At 61.0% G+C, this 18,723-nt stretch carries 14 protein-coding genes; 7 read left to right on the top strand and 7 right to left on the bottom strand.

Going from position 1 to position 18,723, the window contains the following annotated elements:
* The first annotated feature begins 145 nt into the window (after positions 1–145).
* The 3 genes from M2D63_RS01355 (at position 146) to M2D63_RS01345 (ending at position 4,173) form a co-directional block, all read left to right on the top strand.
* Entirely contained in the window at positions 146–682 is a 537-nt protein-coding gene (locus tag M2D63_RS01355) for a sigma-70 family RNA polymerase sigma factor (RefSeq protein WP_285860931.1), read from the top strand.
* Complete coding sequence (locus tag M2D63_RS01350; protein WP_285860930.1) at positions 679–1,644, top strand: FecR domain-containing protein; 966 nt, start codon at positions 679–681, stop codon at positions 1,642–1,644. Before M2D63_RS01355 ends, M2D63_RS01350 begins: the two co-directional genes overlap by 4 nt.
* 90 nt (positions 1,645–1,734) lie before the next feature.
* Positions 1,735–4,173 carry a TonB-dependent siderophore receptor gene (locus M2D63_RS01345; protein WP_285860929.1) on the top strand — a complete coding sequence of 813 codons (2,439 nt, stop codon included), beginning with the start codon at positions 1,735–1,737 and terminating at the stop codon, positions 4,171–4,173.
* A 197-nt stretch (positions 4,174–4,370) separates the two neighbouring features.
* Here M2D63_RS01345 and M2D63_RS01340 read toward each other — a convergent pair whose 3' ends face one another.
* Both M2D63_RS01340 and M2D63_RS01335 read right to left on the bottom strand, forming a co-directional pair.
* On the bottom strand, positions 4,371–5,669 hold the full coding sequence (locus tag M2D63_RS01340; RefSeq protein ID WP_285860928.1) for an McrC family protein: 1,299 nt from the start codon (positions 5,667–5,669) through the stop codon (positions 4,371–4,373).
* A complete protein-coding gene (locus M2D63_RS01335; RefSeq protein ID WP_405308862.1) occupies positions 5,666–7,534 on the bottom strand; it encodes an AAA family ATPase in 1,869 nt (622 codons plus the stop codon). Before M2D63_RS01335 ends, M2D63_RS01340 begins: the two co-directional genes overlap by 4 nt.
* 392 nt (positions 7,535–7,926) lie before the next feature.
* Here M2D63_RS01335 and M2D63_RS01330 point away from each other — a divergent pair, with 392 nt between their 5' ends.
* A complete protein-coding gene (locus tag M2D63_RS01330; protein ID WP_285860927.1) occupies positions 7,927–9,303 on the top strand; it encodes a pyridoxal-phosphate dependent enzyme in 1,377 nt (458 codons plus the stop codon).
* A complete protein-coding gene (locus M2D63_RS01325) occupies positions 9,300–10,484 on the top strand; it encodes a cystathionine gamma-synthase (protein WP_285860926.1) in 1,185 nt (394 codons plus the stop codon). Before M2D63_RS01330 ends, M2D63_RS01325 begins: the two co-directional genes overlap by 4 nt.
* On the opposite strand, the gene M2D63_RS01320 is transcribed toward M2D63_RS01325, so the two are convergent.
* From M2D63_RS01320 to M2D63_RS01305, 4 genes are all read right to left on the bottom strand, one after another.
* Positions 10,485–11,378, bottom strand: a complete 894-nt coding sequence (locus M2D63_RS01320; protein ID WP_285860925.1) for a polysaccharide deacetylase — start codon at positions 11,376–11,378, stop codon at positions 10,485–10,487. It abuts the gene before it with no gap.
* A 56-nt stretch (positions 11,379–11,434) separates the two neighbouring features.
* Complete coding sequence (locus M2D63_RS01315) at positions 11,435–12,343, bottom strand: NAD(P)-dependent oxidoreductase (protein ID WP_285860924.1); 909 nt, start codon at positions 12,341–12,343, stop codon at positions 11,435–11,437.
* An 88-nt stretch (positions 12,344–12,431) separates the two neighbouring features.
* Entirely contained in the window at positions 12,432–13,166 is a 735-nt protein-coding gene (locus M2D63_RS01310; protein WP_285860923.1) for an SDR family NAD(P)-dependent oxidoreductase, read from the bottom strand.
* Positions 13,167–13,207: 41 nt separating this feature from the next.
* Complete coding sequence (locus M2D63_RS01305; protein WP_285860921.1) at positions 13,208–14,635, bottom strand: APC family permease; 1,428 nt, start codon at positions 14,633–14,635, stop codon at positions 13,208–13,210.
* Positions 14,636–15,016: 381 nt separating this feature from the next.
* Here M2D63_RS01305 and M2D63_RS01300 point away from each other — a divergent pair, with 381 nt between their 5' ends.
* A complete protein-coding gene (locus tag M2D63_RS01300; protein WP_285860920.1) occupies positions 15,017–16,573 on the top strand; it encodes a sensor domain-containing diguanylate cyclase in 1,557 nt (518 codons plus the stop codon).
* Positions 16,574–16,627: 54 nt separating this feature from the next.
* Here M2D63_RS01300 and M2D63_RS01295 read toward each other — a convergent pair whose 3' ends face one another.
* Positions 16,628–17,488, bottom strand: a complete 861-nt coding sequence (locus M2D63_RS01295; protein ID WP_285860919.1) for a CAP domain-containing protein — start codon at positions 17,486–17,488, stop codon at positions 16,628–16,630.
* Positions 17,489–17,643: 155 nt separating this feature from the next.
* Here M2D63_RS01295 and M2D63_RS01290 point away from each other — a divergent pair, with 155 nt between their 5' ends.
* The gene (locus tag M2D63_RS01290; protein ID WP_285860918.1) at positions 17,644–18,654 is read left to right on the top strand and encodes a diaminopimelate epimerase; all 1,011 of its coding nucleotides are present in this window, start codon (positions 17,644–17,646) and stop codon (positions 18,652–18,654) included.
* Positions 18,655–18,723 lie beyond the last annotated feature (69 nt).

The following is an 18,723-nucleotide window of genomic DNA, read 5'->3' as shown; positions in this document are numbered from 1 at the left end:
CGCATCGCGGGGCAAGTCGAATCGTCGCACCGCCGCTCCTACAGGTCCGGCAGTTGCCTGCCGCGACCTTGCAATTGCCGAGCATCAGGCATCGACGCTATAGTTGCTAATAATTCGTATTAGCATAAAAGGCGCCACCCCTTTCATGAATGCTCCTCAAAGCCCTCCCCTCCCAGGCCCCACGCTGGAGGCGCTCTACCGTGCCCACCACGGCTGGATCCGCCAATGGCTGCAGCGCAAGCTGGGCAATGCCAGCGACGCGGCGGAGCTGGCCCAGGACGTGTTCGTCCGGCTGCTCTGCAAACCCCGGGTATTCAACGATGCCGAACACGCCCGCGCCTACCTTGGGCGGATGTCGCGCAATGCCTGCGTGGACTTCTGGCGGCGCCGACGGATCGAGCAGGTCTACCTGGACGTGCTGGCGGCCCAGCCTGAGCACCAGGTGCCATCGCTGGAGCACCAGGCAATCATCCTCGAGACGCTGGAACAGTTGCAGGCGATGCTCGACCGAATGCCCAGGCGCGTCGCGGATGCATTTTGCCTGGCGCAATTGCAGGGGATGAAGCAGTGGGAGATCGCCGAGCAGCTGGGGGTGAGCGAGCGCAGCGTGAATAACTACCTGGCCCAGGCCATGTACCAGTGCCTGCTGCTGGAAGTCGAACTGGACGAGTCGCTGGCATGAACCCGGCGCCACTGGACCATGCCGTGTTGCAAGCGGCCGCTGCCTGGTTCGCACGCCTGCACGCCGCGCCGGACGACACCCGCACCCAAGCGAAGTGGAGTGCCTGGCTGGCCGCGGATGCCCGCCATCGCCTGGCCTGGCGCTACGTCGAAGGGATCAACCAGCGCTTCGGCAACCTCAACGCCAATGCCGAGCAGGCGCACCAGGTACTGAGCACCATGCGCCGCGATCGCCACTCGCGCCGAGCCCTGCTCGGCAGCCTGTGCGTGGCCGGAGTCGGCGGCCTGCTGGGCTGGGGCAGCTGGCGCCAGGGCTGGGTCGATTCGCCACGGGCGTGGTTCGCCACCTACCGCACCGGGCTGGGCGAAGTGCGGCCGCTCACCCTGGCCGACGGCAGCCAGCTGTGGTTGAACGGCGAGACGGCGCTGGATGTGCACTTCGATGAACGTCTGCGGCAACTGCGCCTGTATCGCGGCGAAGTGCTGATCGAGACCGCTGTCGATGCCCGCCCCCTGCAAGTGCTGACCCGGGCCGGTCGCATGCAGCCGCTGGGCACCCGCTTCAGCGTACGCGACCAGGGCCTGCAGACGACCTTGAGTGTATTTGCCGGCGCGGTGCAGGCAACCTGCGCCGACAGTGGCCGAGAGATCCGCGTGCAGGCCGGGCAGATGACCGCGTTCGACGCGCAGCAAGGCAGTACCTTGCTACCGGCGCCAGCCCATCGCCAGGACTGGAGCCGCGGGGTACTGGTGGCCGAGGACATGCCGCTGGGCCAGGTGGTGGAGATCCTGCGCGACTATCGCCACGGTCACCTGGGCATCGACCCAGCCCTGAGCGGCCTGCGTGTGGTGGGCACCTACCCGCTGCTCGACAGCGACCGGGCGCTGGCGATGCTCGAACGCGCACTGCCCGTGCGGGTGGCACGCCCCCTGCCCTGGTGGGTCGCGCTCGAGGCGCGCTGAAAAAAAATTGAAATTGTTTTTCCGGATTTACCCCGCTCGCTCGCTTGGTGGGATGACGCTCCTTCATCCGACCTCGCAAAGGATTGATTCATGCTTGCTCGCGACATCGCTTTCTCGCGCCGCCATCCGCTGGCCCTGGCCATCCTCATGGCCCTTGCCGGCCATGCTGCAATCGCCCAGGCCGACAGCACTCCTGTTTCAGCCCAGCGCCAGGCCTTCGAAATCCCTGCCGGCCCCCTGGCCCGCCAGTTGAACCTGCTGGCCAGCCAGGCGGGGCTGTTGATCGGCGGCGATGCCACCCTGACCGCCAACAAGCAAAGCCGGGCGGTGCATGCCAGCACTGTGGAGCAGGCACTGGTACAGATGCTTGCGGGCAGCGGCGTTGAAGCGGTGCGCACCGGCGAGCGTGAGTTCCAGCTGGTGCGCCAGGCCGACAATGCGACGGGCGCCCTGACCCTGGGCAGCACCACCATCAACGGCCAGGGCCTGGGTGAAGTGACCGAGGGCACCGGCTCCTACGTCACAGGGCGCTCGTCCACCGCGACCAAGCTGCCGCTGTCGCTGCGTGAAACACCGCAGTCGGTGACCGTGGTCACCCGCCAGCGCATGGACGACCAGAACATGAAGAACCTCGACGACGTGATGCACAACGCCACCGGCATCACCATCGTCAAGAACGGCGGCGAGCGCTCGCTGTACCAGGCGCGCGGCCAGTTGGTCGACAACCTGCAGATCGACGGCGTGCCGACCAACATCAGCAACGCCTACTCGATGGATGCCATCTCCAAGCCCACCACCGACATCTATGACCGCGTCGAGATCGTGCGCGGCGCCACCGGCCTGATGGAAGGCGCCGGCAACCCGTCGGCGTCGATCAACCTGATCCGCAAGCGCCCCACCGCCGAACGCCAGGCGCTGATCGAAACCTCGGTGGGCTCCTGGGACGACTACAAGACCATGGTCGATGTCTCTTCGCCATTGAACGAGGCCGGTACCCTGCGCGGCCGCTCCGTGCTCTCGTACAACAATGCCAACAGCTACCTGGATACCGCGCAGAAGGAGAACCAGCTGTTCTACGGCATCGTCGAGGCGGACCTTGGCGAGGCGACCCTGGCCACCTTCGGCTTCAGTTACCAGAAGGAGCGCAACCCGGGCTACGACTGGTCGGGCCTGCCCACCCGCGAAAACGGCGCGTTCTACCCGCTGTCGCGCAGCACCTCGCTGACCGGTGACTGGAACCACCTGGACAAACTCAACACCACGGTCTTCGCCGATATCCAGCACAGCTTCGCCAACGACTGGAAAGCCGTGGTGGCAGTCAACCAGATGTGGGCCAAGTCGGACTTTCTGGGCAACTACACCTTCCCGGGCGGCGATACCGACCTGTTCACCCTCAACCCGCGCCTGTTCCGCTACGACGATACCCAGACCGGCATCGATGGCTACCTCACCGGCCCGTTCCAGCTGTTGGGTCGCCAGCATGACCTGATCGTCGGCGGCAACTGGCGCAAGGACGACTTCGACTACCACGGTGGCCGCGACGCCGGATACCGCTACATCGTCGACATGAACAACCTGGCGGCCTTCGACCCGCCCAAGCCCACGGCCCTGAACGTCAACCAGTGGCAATACAACCGCTCCCAGGAGCAGAAAGGCGTGTATGTCGCCAGCCGCTTCAGCCTGACCGACAGCACCACCTTCATCCTCGGCAGCCGTGTGAGCTGGGTCAACTACGACACCCTCAACGACACCAACGGCATCCGCACTGCCGATGACCGCGACCATTACTCCAAGAGCGGCGAGATCACCCCGTACGCCGGCCTGGTACAGGATCTGGACGAGCACTGGTCGGCCTATGCCAGCTACACCGAGATCTTCAAGCCGCAGGACGTGCGCAGTGTCGACGGCGGCATCCTCAAGCCGATGACCGGCAGCAACTACGAGATCGGCCTCAAGGGCGAGTTCTTCGACAAGCGCCTGCAAACCTCCGTGGCCCTGTTCCAGGCCGACCAGACCGGCCGTGCCGAACTGGTCACCGCGCAAGACTGCCCCGACGGCTGCTACCGCGCCTCCGACAAGGTGCGCAACAAGGGTGTCGAACTTGAGCTCAACGGTGAGCTCCTGCCGGACTGGAACCTGTCCGCAGGCTACACCTACACCCAGTCCAAGTACGTCGGCGGCCAGCAGAAAGGCGATGACTTCAACGGCGCCTCGCCCCGCCACCTGTTCAAGCTGGCCACCGACTACCGCCTGCCGGGCACGCTCAAGCCCCTGCGAGTCGGCGGCAGCTTCTATGCCCAGAGCAAGATGACCCAGACCGAGGTCGGCGAGGACTACAAGATCAGCCAGGACGCCTACCACCTGACCAACCTGCATGCGATCTACGAGATCAACAAGCACCTTGAGGTCCAGTACAACCTGGATAACGTGTTCGACAAGAAGTACTACCAGACGCTGGGCAACACCAACTACTGGAACTTCCATGGCGAGCCGCGCAACTTCAACCTGGCCCTGCGCGCCAGGTTCTAGTGAGCGCTTCAGGTTGTGTCAGGGCCGCCGATGCGGCCCATTGAGTGCACAGCCCTTTGCGGACACCTCAGCGCCACTGATGACTGATTCACACTAGATCGTGCGCGCTCGTTGTATGGAGGATAGAGAGGCAGCCTATGCACTCCTGCCCTTCATAGCAAAAAGACAATTCAACCGAGCCCTTGGAGCTGTCTGTGTCAGACAGCGCCCTCGCATTGCTCTATTAACGGCAAACTCGCTAACTCGCCACCCAACAACACGCCTCGCTTCAGATCGAACGGCAGGACCCAGAGCTTGAGTTTTTCGGAAAAAATGAAAGGTTTATCCAGCGGCGATGGAAAACGCTCGGTGTGTGGATAGATCAGCACCATTTCACCCTCCTCCTCTGCTTTCAGATAAGTTTGCCCATAGGCGAACAACTGATAGAAGTCGGCCTGGGAGAGCCCGTACTTTCTTGAGCGATCGGACGTGTCGATCCGCTTCCACTTGGCATCCATCACCCACTTCCGTTGGCCATGCTTGAGCAGAAAATCAGGCCTGAGCTCGAACATCGGCTTGTTGTCGTGGGTGCACAACGAATGACTGGAGCGTTGAGGCAACAATTGCGCTGCGCCGATCAGTTGCGAGCGAAGCAATACTTCAACATACCGTTCGAATAACTTCTCCATTGGGAACAATAGGCTAATACCGCGCCAATCGCCGCTCACCGACAGGGGGGACTGCTCGCCAAGAACCAACTCACACCAGGGTTTGATCGGCTGGTAATGCGCCATGAGTCGGTCATTGCGCCATGAGTTGAAGTCTTCACGTTTATCAACGCTGGCGGGCACCTCCGTCAACAACCCGCGAAGCTCGTGGGCCAACCGCCAGTTACCTGGCTCTTGAGTACTCTTGCATACTCGCTCAAGCGCCAACTTCAACAAACGGTTTTCCGCACAGTTGGGTAGAAAAACATCATGACGGATCTGGAAACGGTGCTGGCGCCCGGGCGGCTGGCGCATCTGCGCGGTGACGTTCAACTGCCCTCGCAAAAAATGCTGTTCCTCTTCTATACGCTGGTAATCGAAACGTAATCCGCGCTTGATCAGGTAGTCCAGGTGCTGGAGAAACTCTCGCATCACCCATTCCGATAAGGGGGCGTTGAAGAGTTGCAGGTTTGCCGGACCGACTTCTCGCGCCGGTAGCTTCAAGGCCGCCTGGATCATTCGCCGCAACAGCGCTCGACTGTCCTCCAGGCCGTCAAGGTGATCGGTATCCTTGGGCAGGATTTCCAGTTGTGTTCCGCAGGGTGTTTCTATCACGCCCACGTAATTATCCAGCTTGAGCGAACGCTTGCCGTCGACCATCAATAACGTGGCACCGGACTTGCGGAACGAAGCACTCAACTCGCACAGCCAATCGAAAGCACTGACCGAGACCTGCGCACAGTCCAGCGAAGTTTGAATCGGCTCGGTGGTTAGCCGAGCGTATTCGCGGACGGTGACACGTGTAATCACGTCTCTTCACCCACACGCGCGTCCACAATGCTTTCCACCTTCGCCTGTACCTTGATGATGCCGGCATAAGCCGAAACACTGTCGAACGCGGCATCGTTGATGGTCCACGGCAGGTTCTGCGTCGACACACTTACATGGGCACCGAATAACGACTGCACATCCCGCTCGCGCTGATACACAAAGCGGTCGGCCAGTTCCTTGCGGTGGTCATTGAGCACCCACTGGATACGTTGCCAATCCTCAAAGAAGTATTCCTGGAGCAGTGGAAGAATCTGGTTTCGAAAGATCAGCTCCAGTCTGTCCAGAGGGTCATCCGCCTTAAGCGACATAAAGTAGGCATGCCCCAGGCAATGGTCGCGATCGAGCAACACTTCGATTCGTTGATTCATCACTCGCAGCAGTTCGCCGATGTTCACGCCTTCGACTACCAGCTCATCCAGTAGCTCGGGTTGTGGTGGCATTTCACGAAAATTGAATCGTCGGCGCAAGGCAATGTCCAGGCCGGCCAGCGAGCGATCCGCGGTATTCATCGTGCCGATGAGGTAGACATTGGCCGGGACACTGAACGGTCTTTTCGAATAAGGCAGCTCAACGCTTAATGCTTCGGCCGCACCTTCACGTTTGGAAGGTTCGATCAGTGTGATCAACTCGCCAAAAATTCGCGAGACATTACCTCGGTTGATTTCGTCGATAATCAACACATGAGGTTTTCGTTTTTGACGTGTGCTGATCGAAGGCGCCTGAGGCTTCACCCCCTGCTTTTCCAAATAACTCAGCAGGTCGGCCCAGCCAAAGCGCCACATCGGATAGACGGTCTTGAGGGTGAATTGCCGGTTGTCATTGAGTGGCAAAATCGACTGTTTCACCTCTCGGTACAACCAGTTCACCGAGCGCACATGCTGATAGTCGGAGATGATGCCCGACGGTGAGTTTTCCTCGTAGCGATAGTCACCGGTGACCACACCCACAGCACCCATCTGATCAGCCGAGTGAATGCACAGCAAGATATCGCCAATGGCCATTTCATCGGCGAAGTAACTGAGCGTGCCTTTGTCACCAGAGCCCAACCCTTGAAAATAAGAATTCTGTTCTGGATCTTGTCGAAGATCTCCGGTTTTGCCCCAGCCAATTCGAGCCTCACCATGCTCCAGGCAGTAAGACTTGGTCTGGGAATTGCCCGAACCATTGATCGATATTTTCCAGATTCGCGGATTGCTGCGAATGCCGGTTTCGGACTGAACCCCTTGGGTGCGTGCATCATCGCACAGGCGCTTGAACACACCTGGTTCAACCATGTACTGGAGCTGTTTGTCCTCGTCATCGCTGACAGCGCGCAATCCCTCGACGAAATCTTCATAGCTGAAGCTCTGGTGGAAGGTCACAAAACGTATCTGCCCTTCTGTCGATAGCTCATCGAATCGATTCTTGAGCTTTTCGCGATCCTCGCTGAAGGTAGTCAAGTATTCCGGATCGAGAATTTCCAGTGCGGCATCAATGGTGGCGTAGGTTTTACCGGTGCCAGGAGGGCCGTAAAAAATCTGGTTCAATGCCGGAGAATATGAGCGAGCGATAAGCCCCTTGACCGCATCAACACCACCGGGCAGCAGCGCCAGCTGTTGCTGGTAAACCAACCATTGCTTAAGGCCATTCTGTACGTTATTGCTGTTGCTGGCGCCAATTTGCGCGTACTGCCCTCGCGGACCATACAACTGGTAAATTCTGGCGAGCTCATCGCCGTCGCAAATGTCGAATACTTCCTTGTTCAGGTGCCGTGAAACGGTGTTGACGCCAGATAGATAGGAACTGGCAGTGTTCTGCGTCTTGCCTGTTGCACGCAGCCATTCCTTGAAATCCTGCTTTGACAACTTCGAGTACTCCAGAGGTTGTTCGGTATCTGCACGAGTACCGAAGATCAATGCGACAGCGACTGTTGGTGAGGAGGCTTATGGTGGCGTACTTCCACTGGACAAACAATCCGGCTTGATGCTCGAACCGCAAGCTGTACGCGACCCACTCCGGCCAATATAAGCGGGCTAGCCACGTAACGGGCACATCGCAAAACGACCTCTGCGGTCCAGATATACGACACGTGCCTCTGCCCTCCTTCACTGCGCGGCACAAGCCATGAACGCTCTTGCTCGCGCCGCCCCTGGTCGACAACGCTACCGGTCGGCTGCACACGGTTGCGGGGGGTGCAATCCGGGCCTATGGTCGAAGCGAGGCTTTTCCTGCGACCGACCCGCAGCGAGGTAAGGACATGCCGAACGACACCCGCCCTGCCGTGCTCGAACTGATCGGCAATACGCCGCTGGTGCGTGTCAGCCGTTTCGATACCGGTCCGTGCACACTGTTCCTCAAGCTCGAATCGCAAAACCCCGGCGGTTCGATCAAGGATCGCATCGGCCTGGCGATGATCGACACCGCCGAGCGCGATGGCCGCCTGCGACCCGGTGGCACCATCGTCGAAGCCACCGCCGGCAACACCGGCCTGGGCCTGGCCCTGGTCGGTCGCGCCAAGGGTTACCGGGTGGTGCTGGTAGTGCCGGACAAGATGTCCACCGAGAAGGTCCTGCACCTCAAGGCGATGGGCGCCGAGGTGCACATCACCCGCTCCGACGTCGGCAAGGGCCATCCCGACTACTACCAGGATGTCGCGGCGCGGCTGGCGCAGGAGATCCCCGACGCCTTCTTCGCCGATCAGTTCAACAACCCGGCCAACCCGCTGGCCCACGAGAGCAGCACCGCGCCGGAAATCTGGGCGCAGACCCAGCATGACGTGGATGCCATCGTCGTCGGCGTCGGCTCGGCCGGCACCCTGACCGGGCTGACCCGCTTCTTTCACCGCGTGCAACCGGACCTGGCCATGGTGCTGGCCGATCCGGTAGGCTCGGTGGTGGCCGAATACAGCCGCAGCGGCGCCCTCGGCACACCCGGCTCGTGGGCGGTCGAGGGCATCGGCGAAGACTTCATCCCCTCGATCGCCGACCTGTCCAGCGTGCGCCAGGCCTACTCCATCAGCGACGAGGAAAGCTTCGACCATGCCCGCCAGTTGCTGCGCGTCGAAGGCATTCTCGGCGGCTCGTCGACCGGCACCCTGCTGGCCGCGGCGCTGCGCTACTGCCGCGAGCAGACCGAGCCCAAGCGCGTAGTGAGCTTCGTCTGCGACACCGGCACCCGCTACCTGTCCAAGGTCTACAACGACCAGTGGATGACCGACCAGGGCCTGCTGGCGCGCAAGCGTTACGGCGATCTGCGTGACCTGATCGCGCGGCGTTTCGAGGATGGCCGGGTGATCAGCGTGGGGCCGAACGACACCCTGCTCACCGCCTTCCAGCGCATGCGCCTGGCGGATGTCTCGCAACTGCCGGTGCTGGAGGACGGACAGCGACTGGTCGGGGTGATCGACGAGTCCGACATTCTGCTGGGCGTGCACCACGACGCCTCGCACTTCCACCTGACCGTGGCCAGCGCCATGACCGACAAGCTGGAAACCCTGCCGCCCAGTGCCAGCCTGGCTGAATTGCAGGCCGAGCTCGACCGTGGGCTGGTGGCGATCATCGAAGACGCCTCGGGCTTTCACGGCGTGATTACCCGCGTCGACATGCTCAATCACTTACGCAGGTCCCTACCATGAGCCAGCACGATGAAAGCGGCGCCCCCCGCGGCTTCGCCACCCGCGTGATCCATGCCGGACAGGCGCCGGACCCGTCCACCGGGGCACTGATGCCGCCGATCTACGCCAACTCCACCTATGCGCAGCAGAGCCCCGGCGTACACAAGGGCCTCGACTACGGGCGCTCGCACAACCCCACGCGCTGGGCGCTGGAGCGTTGCGTGGCGGACCTTGAGGGCGGCACCCGGGCCTTTGCCTTCGCCTCCGGGCTGGCAGCGATCTCCACCGTGCTGGAACTGCTCGACGCAGGTGCGCACATCGTCTCCGGCAATGACCTGTACGGCGGTACCTTCCGCCTGTTCGAACGGGTGCGCCGGCGCAGCGCCGGGCATCGCTTCAGCTTCGTCGACCTGACCGACCTCGCGGCCTTCGAAGCGGCGCTGCAGGCCGACACGCGGATGGTCTGGGTCGAGACACCGAGCAACCCCCTGCTGCGCCTGACCGACCTTGCCGCCGTCGCGCGCACCTGTCGCGAGCGCGGCATCCTCTGCGTGGCCGACAACACCTTTGCCAGCCCGTGGGTACAGCGTCCGCTGGAGCTGGGCTTCGATATCGTCCTGCACTCGACCACCAAATACCTGAACGGCCACTCCGACGTGATCGGCGGCATCGCAGTGGTCGGGCAGAACGCCGAACTTGCCGAGCGCCTGGGCTTCCTGCAGAACGCGGTGGGCGCCATCGCCGGACCGTTCGACGCCTTCCTGACCCTGCGCGGGGTGAAGACCCTGGCCCTGCGCATGGAACGCCACTGCAGCAATGCCCTGGAACTGGCGCAATGGCTTGAAGGTCAGCCGCAGGTGGCGCGGGTCTATTATCCAGGCCTGGCGTCGCATCCGCAGCACGCGCTGGCGCAGCGGCAGATGCGCGGCTTCGGCGGGATGATCTCCCTTGACCTGAACAGCGACCTGGCCGGTGCCAGACGCTTTCTCGAAGCGGTGCGGATCTTCGCCCTGGCCGAGAGCCTGGGCGGGGTGGAAAGCCTGATCGAGCACCCGGCAATCATGACCCACGCCAGCATCCCCGCAGAAACCCGTGCGCACCTGGGCATCGGCGATGCCCTGGTGCGTTTGTCAGTGGGGGTCGAGGATGTCGAGGATCTGCGCGCCGACCTCGGCCAGGCGTTGGCGCGCATTCAAGGCTGACTATCGATGCGCTTTGACCATGCCCTGGTAATACGGCAGCCTGTCGATCCGTGGTTCATAGGCACCCGTGGCGACACTGCGCTGGACGTGCGCGGCAATCTCATCCATGCGGGCAAACCAGACATCACCCTTGGCCATCATGTACTCGATCAACTTCGACACTTCATGCCATCGTGACAAACGACCGGACAGGAAGGGATGCCAGACGGGCACGAAGAGTCCGCCATACTCCCAGGCGGCATCGAACTCGGCCCTGAACACCTCGACGGCACGTTGCGGCGACTGGATCGGCATCTGGAAATCAAGATCGATGCTGTGCATGTACTGGGGCCAGTCATCCAGCGCCCAGCTGGAGGGCAGCTCCACCAGGGTTCCGGCCTGCGTGCGCAACAGATAAGGCACATCATCGCCCATCAACGAGGCGTCATAACTGAAGCCGCGCTCGATCAACAGGTCAGCCGAGTGCTCCGACATGTTATACAGCGGCGCCCGCCAGCCCCGTGGCGCCTGGCCGGTGAAGCGCTTGATGGTGTCGCACCCGCGATCGAGCCAGTAGGCTTCCTCTTCCCGGCTCAGCTCGTTCGGATGCTCATGGATGTAGCCGTGATGGGCGATTTCGTGTCCATCTTCGACGATTGCCTCGATGGCCTGCGGGTATTGCTCGATGCACCAGGCCGGAATGAAGAACGTCTGTTTGATATCGAACTGTCGATAGGTTTGCAAAATCCTCGGAATCGCCACTTTCGGCCCGTAGTGCAGCATCGAAATACTTGCAACACGTGCCGCCGAATCCTTGGGGTGGGCCACATGCAGAATGCTGTCGGCATCCATATCGAAGGTAAAGGCCACGGCGCAGCGCGCGCCGTTCGGCCAGGCAATGGGGTTTTCAATCATGGGTGATCACCAGTTGATGTTGTACGTTTACGAGCTGCCAACGACTGCGCCCGCGATCAATACTCATGATCCTTCAGCCAGTCGGAATAATGGCTGAGGCCTTTTTCCAGCGACCATTGGGCGCGATAGCCCAACTCACGCTCGGCAGCACTCAGGTCCCATTCCCCATGCCGGTCCAGGTGCCAATAGCCATCGCCCACATCGATACGCGCATCGGGAATGATGGTGCGGATGACGTCGACGGCCTGGTGCAGCGTCCATGAGCGGTCACCGGCGATATTGAATACCCCGCCCTTCAGGTCGCGGGTGTCTGCCGCCATGAGGACGGCGCGCACAACATCTTCCACGTGGATGTAGTGGAATCGATGATCGCCGCCAGAAGCCAAGGTGAAGGTTTCACCCCGATGAACTGTTTTCAGGATATCCCTGAGGATTTGCGGCATTTTATTTTCAGGGCCATACACTTCGGCAATCCGCAGCGAGATCACTTCCATGCCATACAGTTCATTGTAAACCCGGCCAAAATGCTCGGTGGCCAGTTTGGTCACGCCATAAGGCGTAGTCGGATAAGCCGGTGTCTGCTCATTGATAACACCTTCGAAATGCCCGTACACCGTCTCGGATGAAAAGTTGACGAATTTCTTGATACCGGCCAGGCGCATGGCCTCAAGCAAATGGATGGTGCCCTCGATGTTAGCGGCCACTGTTGTAATAGGCAGGTCTATGGACAGATCGGGATGTGACATCGCCGCGGTATGAATCACGCGAGTGACGTCATATTTCTTGATGGTGTTGACGATCCTGGGAATATCGTACAGTTCACCCTGTACCGGCGTCATGAACTCGGTCCGGGCTTCCGAGTAGTCACGATTATAACTGACGACATTGACGCCCTGTTCGCTGAGTTTCTTCGTCAGGTACCTGCCAACATAGCCTAAACCACCGGTAATCATCACTGCGCTCATGTTGTATCCTTTTTATTAGTAGAATAAGAGCCACTGAGTGGACGGTTAAACGCACGACTGCATGGAATTGAAATAACCAGGCACCAAACTAGATCGCCGCCCCGCCATTGGGACTGACCACCTGCCCCACCATGTAATCTCCCGCTGGCCCTGCCAGCGCTTCGACCATGGCAGCAATCTCGTCGGGCTTTCCGAAGCGTTTCAACGGGAGGGTCGCGCGCGTCTCGTCGTTGAATTCGATGGTGTCGTTGATCAGCATGTCGGTTTCGATCGGACCCGGTGCCACCGAATTCACCAATACCCCACGCGGGGCAACTTCCTTGGCCACCGCTTTTGTCAGCGCGATCACCCCGCCCTTGGAGGCGCAGTACGCGGCATAGGTCGGAAACCCGATGAGTCCCAGCTCGGAACTGATGTTGATGATCCGCCCCTGACCACGTGCCAGCATGCCCGGCAACACCGCCTGCATGCAGGCCCAGGTCCCGCCGAGGTTGGTACTGATCATCTGCTGCCACTGCGCCCAGGTGGTTTGCTCGACCGTTGCCGAGACCAGCCTCCCGGCATTGTTGACCAGTACATCGACCCGGCCGTAGCGGCTCTGCGCCTGCTCGATGATTCCGGCCGCAGCTTCGGGATGACTGACATCGGCTTGAACGGTGATCCCGTCGCCGCCGTTGTCCTGGGCAATGCCTATGACGGCGTCCAGTTGATCCTTGTCGTCGAAGTAGTTGAGGACCAGATGATCGCCACTTGCAGCAAAGCGCTTGGCAATGGCCAGCCCTATGCCCTTTGCTGCGCCGGTGATAACGACAACACGCTTCATAAGTTCTCCCGTTATTATTGAATTAACGTCGCGCGTGGGCATCAGGATTGTTGGAACCGGGAAAGTACCGGCTTTCTGGAAACACGCGATTGCCATACCAGAATCAGCGCACCGGACAGTATCGTCAGCGCGCCAAGGTACCAGGCGGTGTATTGATCTTCTGGCGATACCGGATTGGCGCCGGCGGTGTAACCGATGTATCCCAGAACAAGAATGGCGAGTGCCGCAGGCAACGACAGGGCCAGGGCGATACTCAGGCGCTGGCGGCGGAAGGTCATGACAATAAAGGCGGCGATAGCGGCCATATAGGACATCACCAGCGTGATGGTCACGACATCGTAGTACCAGGAAATTTTATCCAGCGGTTTCCACCACAGCAGTGCAATGGCAACGGCCGAGACGATCAGGCTGGCGAGCCATGGCGACTTTGCCTGGTTAACCACGCACAGGGCTTGCGGCAGGTGCCCTTCCTCACTCATTCGATACAGCGTGCGCGCCGCCGCACTCGAAGAAATCTGCAAGCCGGCACAGGCCGAGGTAATCACCACGAACAAGGCAATCCAGGCCAGGGCCGGTGGCAAGTAGACGTTCGCCACGGCGGCGATTGGCCCGCCGTTGCCGTCCTCAATAATGGCCGCCAGTTTTTCCACCGGCACGGCATACTGCCAGCCGATAGCCGCCAGGGTGTAGATCACGAAGGCCGACGTCAGCACCAGCAACATGGAGCGTTGAATGGTTCGAACGGGGGTCCGCGACTCCTCGATGTAGTTGATCGCAGAGTCGAAGTTGGCCAGCATCCACACACCGAACAGCACGCCTGGCCCGATTGCCGACCAGCCCTCCAGCCCTGCTGGCGTATACATGGAGACTAGCGACAGGTCTGGAACCTGCGGATCGATGATGCCCATCAGCCCGAGCCCGGCGACCACACTGATCTCGAAAATCAGGAAGACGCTGGCTATCTTGGCCGTGGCATTGACCCCCTTGCAGGAGATGGCCAGGAAGGTCAGCACCATCGCGGTGCCAATCAGTTTGGCGTTAAGCGGACCCGCCAGGGCCGGGAACAGCGCCTGAATGTATTCAGTGCCGATAATTGCACACATGGCCATCACTGCCGTGCAGGCCACCGCGTAGGCCCAGCCGAGGATGGTGCCGACACGGGTATGGAGAAAACGCGATGTGAAGGTAAATACCCCACCGGCCGACGGTGCCTGGCGCGTGAGGGAAATCATGCAGAACGCCATGACCAGCATGGGGAAGAAGTACGCAATCAAGATGGCCAGCGGCGCATGGTGGCCCGATATGGAGTAAAGAATCGACATCGAGGAGGCTGCAATCCAGCCGGGGGCATTGAAACCAAGTGCTGAAAACGTTACATCCCTGGTGGTCAGGGTCCCCTTGTTGAGCGCGGTATCAAGTTCACGAACAGTTCCGTCACGGTCATAGCCGATGATTTCGTAGACGTTCATTTTTCAGGCTCTGATTAATAGCTATAGAAGATGTTGTAGCGCCAACTCATCCGGACTGAATAGAGCGCCGTTGTTATTATTCAACTAAGCAAATTACAGATGCTCACAACCAGAGCAAGCCATGTACCCGCATGCTTGTTCCGATTCGATTCGCAGACTTCTAGTTGTTATTGCCTCCCCTGAACACTTGAACTTCAGAATGAGGCCAGTATAGAAACAGCAAAAAAATATCTACCATCCAGAGTTTCCGATACTTGGATCTGGATTGGCGAAGTAAGCGTTGCCCCAGGCACGCCCCGGATCGAGTCGATTCGCTGCTATGCTTTGAGATCAAGCGCTGGAGCCCGATCTTGGCGTTCCCCTGCATGACGAGGGCGCTCGATGCGAAACAGGCCTTTGCCCATCGATTTGCGCGGGCTGATCTTCTTTGTCGTTGTGCTGTCGGTGGTGGCCACCCTGGCCAACGGCCTGATCGTTGCCTACCGCATCCAGCGTGACGCCTTGATCCACTCGACGCTGCAGGCCAATGGCGCCTACGCAGCCAAAGTGGCGCTCAGCATCGGTGACTTCCTGAACGCAGCGCAGAGCCGTTTGAAGTACAGCGCCGACAGCTTGTCGTCGCGTTGGGACGACCCTGCCGCGCTGCGCGCCGAAACCCTGCGCTTGCAGCGCCAGGATAGCGACTTCAACTCCATCGTCATCGTCGATACCCAGGGCAAGGTGCTTGAGGCCTATCCCGATACCTTGCAGATTGTCGGCTCATCGGTGCGCCCCGATGGCATTCAACGCGTGCTGTCCGAACGCCAGGCATTGATCAGTTCGGCCTACCCGTCGGTGGCCGGCAACCTGGTGGTGGCGATTTCACAGCCGATCTTCAATGGGTCCGGGCAGTTCGTTGGCTCGATCGGTGGCTCGGTCTATTTGCTCAAGCAAAGCGCACTGCACAGCGCCATCAGCAACCACTTCCACCAGGAGGGCACACTGGCGCTGGTGGCCGACAACCAGAGCAAGCTGTTGTACCACCCGGACCAGAAACAGATCGGTGAGGTGGTGAGCGGGAACGCGGCGCTCAATGCTGCCTTGAAAGGGCAAAACGGTTCGATGCAAACCGCGGCCGCCAACGGCGACTTGATGCTGGCAGGATACGCCCCGGTGCCGGTGGCAGGCTGGGCGGTGGTGGTGGAGTTGCCCGCCGAGCGTGCCCTGGCCACCCTGCGGCGCCTGCTCAAAGAGGTGTTCCAGGGGATGATTCCGGCAGGCATCATCGGCCTCGGCCTGATGTTCGCGGCCACGGCGCTGGTCGCCCGCCCCTTGCGTCAGCTGTCGGCGATCGCAAGCCAGTTGGCGGTGCCGGAAACCATCACCCGATTGCAGCGGGTGCATGCCTGGTACCGCGAAGCCTCGGCGATTCGCCAGGCCATGTTGACCGGCGTACGCCTGCTGCAGCAGAAGCTCGGGCGCCTGGCCCAGGAGGCGCAGAGCGACCCCCTGACGGGCCTGGCCAATCGCCGGGCGATGACCGCCACCCTGGAGTTGCTCGAGCAGGCCAAACAGCAATTTTCGGTGCTGGCGCTGGATATCGATAACTTCAAGCAGGTCAACGACAGCTTCGGCCACGACGCCGGCGACGTGGCGCTGCAGTTCATCGCCGAAGTGCTCGCGCAGAACTCCAGAACCGAGGATCTGGCGTGCCGTTCCGGCGGCGAGGAGTTCGCCCTGGTCCTGCCCGACACGCCGCTGGAGGTGGCAGCCAGCATCGCCGAGCGCATTCGACAAAACGTGGCCCTCAGCGAGATTCCGGTGGTTGGCCCACTGACGATCTCCATCGGCGTGGCAAGCCGATGCGCAGAAGCGCCAAGCCCTGAAGCCGTCCTGCGCCTGGCTGACGAGCGCCTCTACCGGGCCAAGCGCGAGGGGCGCAATCGGGTGGTTGCCTAGTCGCCCCATGAGATGCTGATACGGCAAAAGTAACCGTCCGGGGCTCGCGCGCCCTCAAGGCGCGCCGAACAGCATCGTCCAGTACACCCCCTTATCGCTGCGCGCGTTCGCGGCATAGGCCGCCCCCACCTGGGTAAACATCGGGTTCATCAGATTGGCGCAATGCCCGGGGCTGGCTAGCCAACCTGCCATGGCCTTGCTGGGTGAGCCCTGTCCGGCGGCGATGTTCTCGCCGATCTTACGGCCACGGTAGCCGGCAGCCCACGCCCGATCTGCCGGCATATCACCGTCGAGGTCACGGTGCGCAAAGTAATTGTCGTTGGCCATCGTCCGGCTGTGTTTCTGCGCCGCCGCCCCCAGGGCGTTATTCCAGGTCAGCGGACGTGCCGCGGCGAAGCGTTGCCGCCCACACAGGCGCGGCTTCGCCCGAGCGGCGTTGACCTGGGCCAGCAACGCCTTGCTCCCGGATCGTCCATCGCCGGGCTGGGCATCGAGCAAGGGGCGCGCCAGCACCACCCGCCACTCGCTGCGGGCGCGACTGACGCCGATATCGGCAAATTGCGTATCGAGCAAGGCTGCGCAGTAGTCGCTCTGGAGCATGTCAAAAGCCTCCTCGGCATCGTGCGCGCCGACCAGGCGGATGCTGCGCACCGTCACCGCCTGATAGCCAACAGCCTTCAACCTTTCCCGCAAACCGCCGCCATAGCCGATCGGCAACGCCAGGTTCGACTTCAACGCCAGCGGCGTCGACACCTTGACCACGCGCCTCTCGCAGCGCTGGGGCTGGGCGCGGTAGTCGTTGATCGCCTCCACCAGTTGCCTTTCCCCACTGGCATGGACAGGGCTGGCGAACAAGGGGAGCAAAGGAATGAGGCTGAGCGAGACAAAGCGGGAGCAGCAGACGGCTTGACGCATGGGCGAAAGCTCTGAAGGGAGGGTGGCGGTAATGCCGATAAAAGGGCTCGGCTAAGACTGCGCGCCTCGATACAAGGTTCACGAGCAGCGGGTACAAATTTATTGTTGGAACATGGAGAATCGATCCATCACTTTGCGATGGAGACGGATCAGAAATGACGGCTTTGTATGATGCACGTGGAAATATCTACCTGGTCACCTCGCCGTCAGCGCTTCGCACACTGGGAATAGACATTCCACAGGATGCTGCGTTGGCCGCGGCAACACGAACAGACTGGACCACACAAGCCGTTTCAGCCCTGTGCCAGTGGCCACAGGGTGAAAAACCCGAGCATGCGAAAGCGCATCGCTGCGATGGCTTGCTGGTTGGGCCGTTCCAGGAGGCAGGCCCGTTTGACCTGCTGATCGTCAACACCGACGGCACACTGGCTGAACGCAGCGGAAACGGGCTGACCATTTTTTCGCAAGCACTGACCGACTCGGGACGAATCGACAGCACATCCCCTTTTGTGCTCAAAGTCCATCACGACCATGTATCGTCATTGTCTCCCGTTGCGACCACCGTCACACCCGATACGCTGCAAACGCTTCATGGCTTCTGGTTGGATCTCGGCAAGCCCGCATTCGGGCCACACGCCGTTCAGGCGACGGCATCCGGCCTGATCGCAAAGGCAGATGATGACGTCAGGTTCAGCAGTGTAAAGCCTCTCATCGCGCTGGACCCACGTTGGTGCCAGAGCATCTTCGTGCGCATAGGCAATCCGCACTGCGTGACCCTGGTATCCGAGGCAGAGGCGCTTCCCGGGTTTCGCCAACTCCATGAGCAACCGCTCAACGCCGCTTTGACGCGCATTGCCTTTGCCAAAGGTGACCATGGCAACGGCGAGCCGTGCGCATCGGGGGTGAACCTGCAATGGGCAGCCGTGAGCGCCTCAAACACCCTCATCGCTCGCGTATTTGAGCGCGGCGAAGGCCCAACGGCCTCTTCAGGAACCAGTGCCAGTGCAGTTGCAGCGGCGGCCTGGCTAGCGGGCCGGGTGTCCAGTGGTTCGGTCGACGTGGTGATGCCCGGAGGCACGGCGCCTGTACGACTGATCGAACAGGCGGGCGATCTCGTGCAGGTATTGCTGTTCGGGACGGCCTACAGGTCAGACAAAGATTGCTAGTCTGAACAATGCCGGTAGCTGCGAATCCGCCCTCGCTGTCGATAGGCGCCTTGGCTTGGCCGCGATGCA

This window comes from Pseudomonas sp. BJa5 (assembly GCF_030272875.2).
Lineage (GTDB): Bacteria > Pseudomonadota > Gammaproteobacteria > Pseudomonadales > Pseudomonadaceae > Aquipseudomonas.
The sequence above is the reverse complement of the archived record's forward strand: the minus strand, read 5'-3'. Positions and strand labels throughout refer to the sequence as shown.

Coding starts and splice junctions, on each gene's coding strand:
- M2D63_RS01355 (WP_285860931.1), top strand. CDS start 146: ATGAATGCTCCTCAAAGCCCTCCCCTCCCAGGCCCCACGCTGGAGGCG.
- M2D63_RS01350 (WP_285860930.1), top strand. CDS start 679: ATGAACCCGGCGCCACTGGACCATGCCGTGTTGCAAGCGGCCGCTGCC.
- M2D63_RS01345 (WP_285860929.1), top strand. CDS start 1,735: ATGCTTGCTCGCGACATCGCTTTCTCGCGCCGCCATCCGCTGGCCCTG.
- M2D63_RS01330 (WP_285860927.1), top strand. CDS start 7,927: ATGCCGAACGACACCCGCCCTGCCGTGCTCGAACTGATCGGCAATACG.
- M2D63_RS01325 (WP_285860926.1), top strand. CDS start 9,300: ATGAGCCAGCACGATGAAAGCGGCGCCCCCCGCGGCTTCGCCACCCGC.
- M2D63_RS01320 (WP_285860925.1), bottom strand. CDS start 11,378: ATGATTGAAAACCCCATTGCCTGGCCGAACGGCGCGCGCTGCGCCGTG.
- M2D63_RS01315 (WP_285860924.1), bottom strand. CDS start 12,343: ATGAGCGCAGTGATGATTACCGGTGGTTTAGGCTATGTTGGCAGGTAC.
- M2D63_RS01310 (WP_285860923.1), bottom strand. CDS start 13,166: ATGAAGCGTGTTGTCGTTATCACCGGCGCAGCAAAGGGCATAGGGCTG.
- M2D63_RS01305 (WP_285860921.1), bottom strand. CDS start 14,635: ATGAACGTCTACGAAATCATCGGCTATGACCGTGACGGAACTGTTCGT.
- M2D63_RS01300 (WP_285860920.1), top strand. CDS start 15,017: ATGCGAAACAGGCCTTTGCCCATCGATTTGCGCGGGCTGATCTTCTTT.
- M2D63_RS01295 (WP_285860919.1), bottom strand. CDS start 17,488: ATGCGTCAAGCCGTCTGCTGCTCCCGCTTTGTCTCGCTCAGCCTCATT.
- M2D63_RS01290 (WP_285860918.1), top strand. CDS start 17,644: ATGACGGCTTTGTATGATGCACGTGGAAATATCTACCTGGTCACCTCG.